Origin of the sequence: Micrococcus sp. MS-ASIII-49 (assembly GCF_000946635.1) — a bacterium.
GTDB lineage: Bacteria > Actinomycetota > Actinomycetes > Actinomycetales > Micrococcaceae > Micrococcus > Micrococcus luteus.
In genome coordinates this window covers 1-7,984 of sequence record NZ_JXSP01000027.1, presented here as the reverse complement: position 1 = coordinate 7,984, position 7,984 = coordinate 1, and the positions used below count along the sequence as shown (strand labels likewise).

8 protein-coding genes are annotated in these 7,984 nt (G+C 70.2%); all 8 read right to left on the bottom strand.

Features of this window, described 5'->3' with window-relative positions:
* Positions 1-224 precede the first annotated feature (224 nt).
* Positions 225-827: a cadmium resistance transporter gene (locus tag SJ20_RS01670; RefSeq protein WP_036341590.1), complete on the bottom strand. Its 603-nt coding sequence runs from the start codon at positions 825-827 to the stop codon at positions 225-227.
* Positions 824-1,183 (bottom strand): helix-turn-helix transcriptional regulator, encoded by a 360-nt coding sequence (locus SJ20_RS11660; protein WP_082067560.1) that lies wholly within the window; start codon positions 1,181-1,183, stop codon positions 824-826. Before SJ20_RS11660 ends, SJ20_RS01670 begins: the two co-directional genes overlap by 4 nt.
* A gap of 179 nt (positions 1,184-1,362) precedes the next feature.
* Positions 1,363-1,761 carry a heavy metal-responsive transcriptional regulator gene (locus SJ20_RS01665; protein ID WP_019311206.1) on the bottom strand — a complete coding sequence of 133 codons (399 nt, stop codon included), beginning with the start codon at positions 1,759-1,761 and terminating at the stop codon, positions 1,363-1,365.
* A gap of 85 nt (positions 1,762-1,846) precedes the next feature.
* Positions 1,847-3,235 carry an FAD-dependent oxidoreductase gene (locus SJ20_RS01660; protein ID WP_044658719.1) on the bottom strand — a complete coding sequence of 463 codons (1,389 nt, stop codon included), beginning with the start codon at positions 3,233-3,235 and terminating at the stop codon, positions 1,847-1,849.
* A 75-nt stretch (positions 3,236-3,310) separates the two neighbouring features.
* Positions 3,311-4,756, bottom strand: a complete 1,446-nt coding sequence (gene merA, locus SJ20_RS01655; RefSeq protein ID WP_044658718.1) for a mercury(II) reductase — start codon at positions 4,754-4,756, stop codon at positions 3,311-3,313.
* Between the two features lie 228 nt (positions 4,757-4,984).
* Positions 4,985-5,908, bottom strand: coding sequence for an AAA family ATPase (locus SJ20_RS01650; RefSeq protein WP_081994409.1), 924 nt, complete (start codon positions 5,906-5,908; stop codon positions 4,985-4,987).
* A complete protein-coding gene (locus tag SJ20_RS01645) occupies positions 5,895-7,352 on the bottom strand; it encodes a Mu transposase C-terminal domain-containing protein (protein ID WP_044658717.1) in 1,458 nt (485 codons plus the stop codon). Before SJ20_RS01645 ends, SJ20_RS01650 begins: the two co-directional genes overlap by 14 nt.
* A 13-nt stretch (positions 7,353-7,365) precedes the next feature.
* Positions 7,366-7,977 carry a recombinase family protein gene (locus SJ20_RS01640; protein WP_082067562.1) on the bottom strand — a complete coding sequence of 204 codons (612 nt, stop codon included), beginning with the start codon at positions 7,975-7,977 and terminating at the stop codon, positions 7,366-7,368.
* Between the last annotated feature and the right edge of the window lie 7 nt (positions 7,978-7,984).

Sequence of the window (7,984 nt, the reverse complement as noted above, 5' to 3'; positions counted from 1 at the left end):
AACGATTGTCAGACATGCCCTAGCGCCCCGGCACAAACGGTCGTTTGTGGCGGGCGTCCGGGATGCGACGGGGCTGTGGCTTCGTTCGCTTGGTGGCGGGGTTTTTGCAGCGCTCCGTGGCGGTCTTGTTGCCGCGATCACGCAGGACTGGCTGCAGGTAGGTGTCGCGGTCTGAACCGAGAGGGGTGCGCCCGGTCGGGGCCGTTTGGATCGCTGCCGCTACGTCAGAGTCCGAAGGCTCCGCCGCTGACGAGGATCACGATGCCGAGGCCGATGAGAACGATGGGGAAGAGGATGTTCTCCCAGCGTTCGAGCACTTCGGCGATCGGGGGGCGGGTGGCGACGAACTTTGCCAGGGCCACCAGGACCGCGACGAGCGCGAGGAAGACGATGCAGTAGGCGACTACTGCGAGAGGTTCCACGCTGAGGAAGACAGGGGTGTAGACGCCGATGTTGTCGCCGCCGTTGGCAAGGGTGACGCCTGCGACTGTCCACACGCCGACCTTCTTGCCGGCAACCTTGGCCTCGTCGTCATCGTCGTCATCGTCTCCGCGCCAGGCCTGCCATGCGGCCCAGAGGCCGAGGCCCAGAGGGATGAGGCCGAAGTACGGGATGGCTGCCGGGGGCAGGAATGCTCCGGCGCCGATGGTCACCAGGACCGCGGCACCGAGGATGCCGGCGAATCCGAGGTACTGGCCGGCCAGAATGCGGGCGGTAGTGCCGCGCTGGCCTGCCCCTCGCGCGAAGAAGAGGGAGAGCACGATGATGTCGTCGATGTTGGTCGCTGCGAACAGGCCCATCGCCTGCAAGACCGAGGTGAGGCTCATGCGCCCTCCCCAGCTGCGTCGCATCCGGGAAGCGAGCAGGCGGGATCGATGCACGGGGCGTCTTCGTCCACTGCCAGGGTGGCATCGACCAGTGCCGTCAGCGCCTGCGCCAGGTGCGAATCGGCGATCTCATATCGTGTCCGACGACCCTCGGGCTCGGAGACGACGATCCCGCAATCGCGCAGGCATGCCAGGTGGTTGGACACGTTCGGGCGTGTCAGGTCCAGATCTCGGGCCAGTTCCGCCGGGTAAGCGGGATGGTCGAGCAGGGTCAAGATGATCCGGGATCGAGTGGGGTCGGCCAGTGCACGACCCAGGCGGTTCAACACGTCGAGACGCGAAGCAATAGTCAGCATGGACTGAACTATACAGCGCAAACTGAACACTCGATCACAGGCGTCAGCCCAGATCGCATGCCCGTAAGGGGATCCTTCACCGTACGTCGAGCGAGCTCAGTCCTCGACGACTGTGACTGTCGACGGTGAATGGCGGTGTTCTGACAGAGGTATTTGGCGGCCGTGGTGCGGCTGTGGGCTCAGAGGTAGCTGCAGATTTGGGCGGGATCGCACTGGGTGGGGTCGCCTTGGGAGGCGGCCTGGTAGTGCTCGGCCGCGGAGGCCCGCAGGGCGGTGAGCTCAGCGATGTGCTGGTCGAGGTCGGTGAGTTGCTGGGCGAGCTGTGCGGCTACGTGGGCGCAGGGGGCCTGCCCGGCGTCGCGGATCTGCAGGATGTTCCGGATCTCGGCCAGGCTGAGTCCGGCGGCCTTGCTTCGGCGGATGAACTGCAGGCGGGCGAGGGCCTCGGGTGGGTAGTCGCGGTACCCGTTGGGGCCGCGGTGCACCGGGGGCAGCAGCCCGTGCTGTTCGTAGAACCGTAGGGCTTTGGTGGTCATGCCGGCGGCTGCGGCCGCTTCACCGATCCGCACGGTGCGCACCTCGATCCTGGACTGGTCTGTGGCCTTCCACGGTAGAGGAAGGCTCCGGGGGCAGGGCACTGCCTGCCCCTGGAGGGGCCGGTGGTCATCCGGGTTCGGTGCGGGCGCGGTCGGTCTCGACGGCCTGCCAGGTCTTGCGCGCGGCGATGAGCACCGGGTCCCACACCGGGGAGAACGGCGGGGCGTAGGAGAGGTCGATGTTGAGCAGCTCTTCCACCGGGGTCTCGTGCCACAGCGCCACGGAGAGCACGTCGATGCGCTTGGCCGCGCCTTCTTCCCCGACGATCTGGGCGCCGAGCAGCCGTCCGGTGCCGCGTTCGGCGATGAGTTTGGTGCGGATGGGTTTGGCCCCGGGGTAGTAGCCGGCCCGGGTGGTGGAGTCGACCACGGCGGTGACGGGGTCGAAGCCGGCCGCCTGCGCTTCGACCTCGCCGAGGCCGGTGCGTCCGACTTCGATGTCGCAGATCTTGGTCACGGCGGTGCCGAGCACCCCGGGGAAGGTGGCGTAGCCGCCGCCGAGGTTGATCCCGGCGGTGCGGCCCTCCTTGTTCGCGTGGGTACCCAGCGGCAGGGCCACGTGGCGGCGGGAGACGCGGTGGAACTTCTCCACGCAGTCCCCGCCGGCCCACACCCCCTCGATGCCGGTGCGCAGCCGGCGGTCCACGGCGATCGCCCCCGTCTCGCCCAGGGGGATCCCGGCGTCGGCGGCCAGGGTGGTGTTCGGGGTCACCCCCAGGCCGAGGATCACCAGCTCGGTGGGGATGGTGGCCTGATCGGTGACCACGGCGGTGACCTTCCCGGTGTGGGTCTCGAAGCCGGTGACGGTCTCCTCCATCCGCACCTCCATCCCGTACCCTTCCATCGCGGTGGCGATGAGCGCGCCCATGTCCGGGTCCAGGCCCGGCAGTGGGGCCGGGGGGCGTCCGATCACGGTGATGTCCACGCCCCAGGCGGACAGGGCCTCGGCCAGTTCCAGGCCGATGTAGCCGGCCCCGACGACCACCGCCCGGCCCGGCCGGTCCCGCTCCAGCACCGCCCGCAGGGCCAGGCCGTCGTCGAGGGTCTGCACCCCGTGGATACCGGCCGCATCGATCCCGGGCAGTGGCGGGCGGGCCGGGGTGGCCCCGGTGGCGACCATGAGCTGATCGAAACCCTCCCAGGCCTCCCGGCCGGCGGTCAGGTCGCGCACGAGCACGGCGCGGCGGTGCAGGTCGATCTCCAGGACCTCGTGACCGGTGCGGGCGTCGATGGCGTGGTGGTCGCGGAACTGTTGCGGGGTACGGGCGATCAGCTCCGTGGTGTCGGCGACGTCCTTGCCGATGAAGTACGGGATCCCGCAGGCCGAATACGAGGTGTAGTGGCCCCGCTCGAAGGCCACGATCTCCAACTGGTCCTGGGGCAGCTGGCGGCGGGCGGCGGAGGCCGCGCTCATCCCCGCGGCGTCCCCACCGATGACGATCAACCTCTGGGCCATGACTTCCCCTTCCGTTACAGTGCCTGCTGAGTCGTCAGCTCCCGGCTGTGCTCGATGCTCGAGGCCGACCGATCCTCACGCGGCGCAGCAGGAGAGTTTGGAGACGTCGGTGCGGAAGGACTGGGCGGCGATCTTGAGGCCTTCGGCCATCGTCAGGTACGGGCACCACAGGGTGGAGACCTGATCCACCGTCATGCCCGCGGACAAGATGTAGACCCCGGCCGCGGCAAGCTCCCCGGCGTCCTTGGCCACCGCGGTGATACCCACGATCCGCCCAGTCTCGGCCTCGGCGACGATCTTCACGAACCCGCGGGTGTCACGGTTGACCAGCGCCCTGGGCACGTACTCCAGGGGCAGCACCCGGCATTCACACCGGAGGCCGGCTTCCCGGGCCTGCTGGTCGGTCATGCCCACCGCCGCGATGGCCGGGGAGGAGAAAGTGACCCGCGGCAGGTGGGTGTAGTCGATCTGCTGGCCGGTGTGGTGGAAGGCGTTCTCCACCGCGGTGACCCCGTGGGCCGAGGCCACGTAGACGTACTGGGGGTGCCCGGTCACATCCCCGGCCGCCCACACCTTCGGATTCGAGGTCGCCATCCGGGCGTCGACGAGGATCTCCCCGCGCGCCCCGGTGTCCACCCCGACCGAGCCGAGGCCCAGGTTCTCGGTGACCGGACGGCGCCCGACCGCGACCATGAGCCGGCCCGCCCGCAGGGTGTCCTGCCCGCCCGGGCCCGTGACGGTGGCCACCACCTCCCCGGTGTCCCGGTCGGGCGTCACGGAGGAGACGGTGGCCCGGGGGATCACCCGGATGCCCTCCTCGGCGAACACGCCCCTCAGGGTCCGGGAGACCTCGGGTTCCTCATGGGAGGCCAGCCGGGACCGCACGACCATGGTGACCATCGAGCCCAGGCGGGCGAAGAGTTGAGCCTGCTCCAGGCCCACGTACCCGCCACCGATGATCAGCAGCGATTCCGGCACCTCGTCCAACTCCATGGCCGTGGTCGACGTCAGATACTCCACCTGATCCAGACCCTCGATCTCCGGGACGATCGGGGTGGAGCCGGTGGCCACCAGATAGTGGGCCGCCCGCACCCGGCGGCAGGAACCGTCGGCTCCGGTGACCTCCAGCGCCGGATCCTCGGCGGTGCCGGTGAACACCGCTTCGCCGGTGGCCAGTTCCCAGCCGTAGTCGGCGATCAGATCCAGGTACTTGTCCGAGCGCATTCCCTCCACCAGCGCGTCCTTGCCGACGATTAGCCCGGGCATGTCCACCCCGGCGGCCGACGTGCTCAGACCGGGGAACCGTCCTGTGGCGTCCAGCGCCACGTGGCGGGCCTCGGCGGCGGCCAGCAGCGCCTTCGACGGCACGCACCCGGTGTTCACGCAGGTGCCCCCGACCGTGGCACGCTCGATCATCACCACTGATTTGCCGAGATTGGTGGCCCGGATCGCGGCGGCGAACGCACCACCGCCGGAACCGATGATCGCCAGGTCCACTTCGTGCGTTCCCGTCTCAGGCATGACCGGCCTCCGTAAGTCCGTGATGAAGGCCCCGACGGGCCGTCTGTGTGCGGTGCTGTGCTGTGCCCAGCCTGCACCTTCCCCTGAAGAGGAAGGTCAAGACGTCACCGCGGCAATGTCATGTGCACGACCGTATGTGCCCCAGACCCGGGGGCCCTTTCGAGGAGTCGCTGCCAGAGGCGATTGCCTGGCCGGTGGATCTCAGGAGCTGGTGGCCGGCCCGTGTGCTCAGTGACCGATCAGGAGTGACTCGCGGGCGGCTTCGACCACTTCGGGGGTGACGGTGGCCAACTGGTTGATCGTGAGGATGCGTTGGATCTGGGTGAGGAGGCGGTCGACGAGACGGAAGTTGCCGCCGGTGATCCGGGCGATGGTGGCGATCGCGACCGCCTGGGTGAACTCGTCGTCCTCGCCGGCGAGTCCGTCGGTGTGCCAGCGGCGGTTCAGGACGGCGGTGAGCTCTTCGGGGGTGAGGGGGCGGTATTCGTGGGCGAAGCCCACACGGCTGTAGAGCTGGGGGTAACGGGCCAGGCGTTTGTCGATGCCGGGCATTCCGATGAGGATCACCCCGAGGGTGTGGCGGTCGTAGTAGTCGCGGACCTGTTCCAGGCCGGTGGTCTTGAGCCGGTCGGCCTCGTCGATGATGAGCAGCTCGGTGAGCCCGGAGGAACGCGAGTCGGGGTGCACGAACGGGTCGACGCGGCCGTGGTGGTGGTAGTCGATGGCGTAGGAGATCTGTTGGCAGGCCCGCGGGAGGGCTTGGTCGACCTGTCGGGGGCTGGCGGTGACGGTCGGGGTCCACAGCGCGGTGCGGGCCTGCAGGACCTGCTCAGGGATGGGGCCGGGCTCGCGGTCCTCGCCCAGGTCTCTTTGCCACTGCTCCCATTGCGGGGCCCCGGCGTAGTGGCGGGCCGAGAGGGTCTTGCCGACCCCGGGTGGGCCCCAGCACAGGCCGATGTAGCGGTGGGCGCGGACGGTGTCGGCGAACTCGGTGAAACGGCGGTGCTCCCGGGTGGGAAGGAGCAGGGGTGATGCGGGGTCCGGGGGTGGGCCCAAGGCTGCGATTTCCCCGAACGTGCCGGAGAGGAAGCGCCGGCCGTCGTCGTCCTTGCCCAGCAGGCTCCGGGAGGAGTCGGGCTCAGTCGGTGGCATAGGTCCGCAACCGGTGTCGGGGCGCCGGCTCCGCCGGCGGGTCTGCCGTCGGGCCCGGCGCCGGGGCGGGTGGTGGTGCCCAGCGGTCGTCGGCGGGCAGGGCGTCGGCGAGGCTGCGCCGGGCGCGCAGCTGCTGCTTGAGCGCGGCGCGTCGGGCGCCCCGGGCCTGCTGCAGCTGTTGGAGGGTGATGGTCTCAGCGGCCAGTTCGGGGGCGATCGCCCGGCACAGGTAGGTGTCCTGGTGGTAGACGCGCACCTCGCCGGCGTCGCGGGGGTCGTAGCGGATGGTCACGGTCTCACTGACGTAGGCGGCCAGCACCGGGCAGATGTAGCGGGTGCCTTGAAAGCGAATGCCGTCGCGCTGGACGATGCGGGTGGTCGCAGCGGTGAGCAGCAGCAGGTCGAGATCCTCGCCCCGGGCCGGGGTGCGCGGGATCCACCCGGCCCCGATCCAGCGGGCGGCGGGGGCCTGTCCGGTCTCGGAGTGCACCCGGGCGTGGTAGTCCTCGATCAGGTAGCGCTGGACCACTGCGTCGAGCTGCTCCAGGCTCAGGGCAGGTGGTGAGGTGGGGGTGCCGCCGGTGCCGTGCGGGATGTGCCCGGGCAGGTGCGGGAGCACCTCGGTGGTGATCGTGCCGTAGAAGCGTTCGATCTTGCCCCTCCCCTGCGGGACCCCGACGCGGGAGTGGATGAGCCGGATGTGGGTGTCCAGGCAGACCCGGTCCAGCCGGGTGCTGGTGAAGTCGGCCCCGTGGTCGCTGTAGAGCACCTCGGGCAACCCCTGGACCGGCCACCGCGGGTCGGGCTTGGCTCGCACGGCCTGGTGCAGGGCCAGGGCGGTCTGCTCGGCATTCGGGGCGCCGGTGAAGACGGTGTAGCCGGCGACCGCGCGGGAGTAGTCGTCGAGGATCACGCTCAGCCACGGCCGCACCGGGCGCCCCCGGTTGTCGAGGATCGCCACGTCGAGCAGGGTGTGGTCGGCCTGCCACTGCTCATTGGGCCTCACCGCCGACCGGCGGTGCACCAGCTCGTATCGGTCCCGGTAGGCGGTGTCTCCCTCCAGGGCCAGGGTGCGCAGCCCGGGGTCGATCGCGGCGATCACGCTGCGCACGCTCGAGTAGCTCGGGGGTGCCCAGCCGCGCTCCGGGGCCAGATCGCACACCCGGCGGTGGATGAACCTGGTCGTCGGCGCCGGGCGGCGCAGCGCCAGGGCCTCGATCACCGCGATCAGCTCCGCAGGCAGCCGGCGTTGGCCGCGGTCGCTGCGGGCCTTGCGCTGCAAGCCGGCCGCGGAGGAGTCCGCCCGGTATTCGGCGGCCCAGCGCTGCAGGGTGCGGACCGAGACCTGGGCGTGGGCGGCGAGCCGGGTCAGCGGCACCCCCTCGTCGAGGTGCTGGCGCAACAATGCCGCTCTCTCCTGCGGACCCAGCTGCACCACCACCATCACCCCACCTGGGTCAGTCCGCCGGACCGGGCTCGGGCTCGGCGGCGGTGACCGGTCCGGCCGTCACCGGCTCCGGGGACCGCGGCGGGAGGTGACGGTAGAGACTGGTGCGCGTGATCCCGGTCTTGGCCACGATCTCCGCCATCGTGTGCCCGCTCTCGCGCAGATGCGCCGCGTAGGCCAGCTTGTCCGGATCCACCACCGTAGGCCGCCCGATCCGCCGGCCCTTCGCCGCGGCCACCGACCGGGCATGAGCAGCCCGCTCGAGGGTGTAGGTGCGCTCCATCTGCCCGAACAACGCCAGCAGCACCACCGCCAACTGCGCCATCGGATCACTCGGATTGGTGGAGTCCACCTTGATCGGGTCCGCCAGGTTGCGCACCCCCACCCCCCGCTCGGCGAGGTCATGGATCAGGTTCAAGGTGTCGCGCACCGTGCGCCCGAGCCGGTCCAGGGTGTGCACCACGATCACATCACCCTCCCGGGCGTAGGCCAGCGCCGCGGTCAGCCCGGGACGCTCCGTGGTGGCCCCGGACTTCTTGTCCACATAGATCCGCTCGGCGGCGATCCCGACCTGCCGGAGGGCATCGATCTGCCGGTCGAGGTCCTGAGTTGAGTCCCGGATAGTGGTG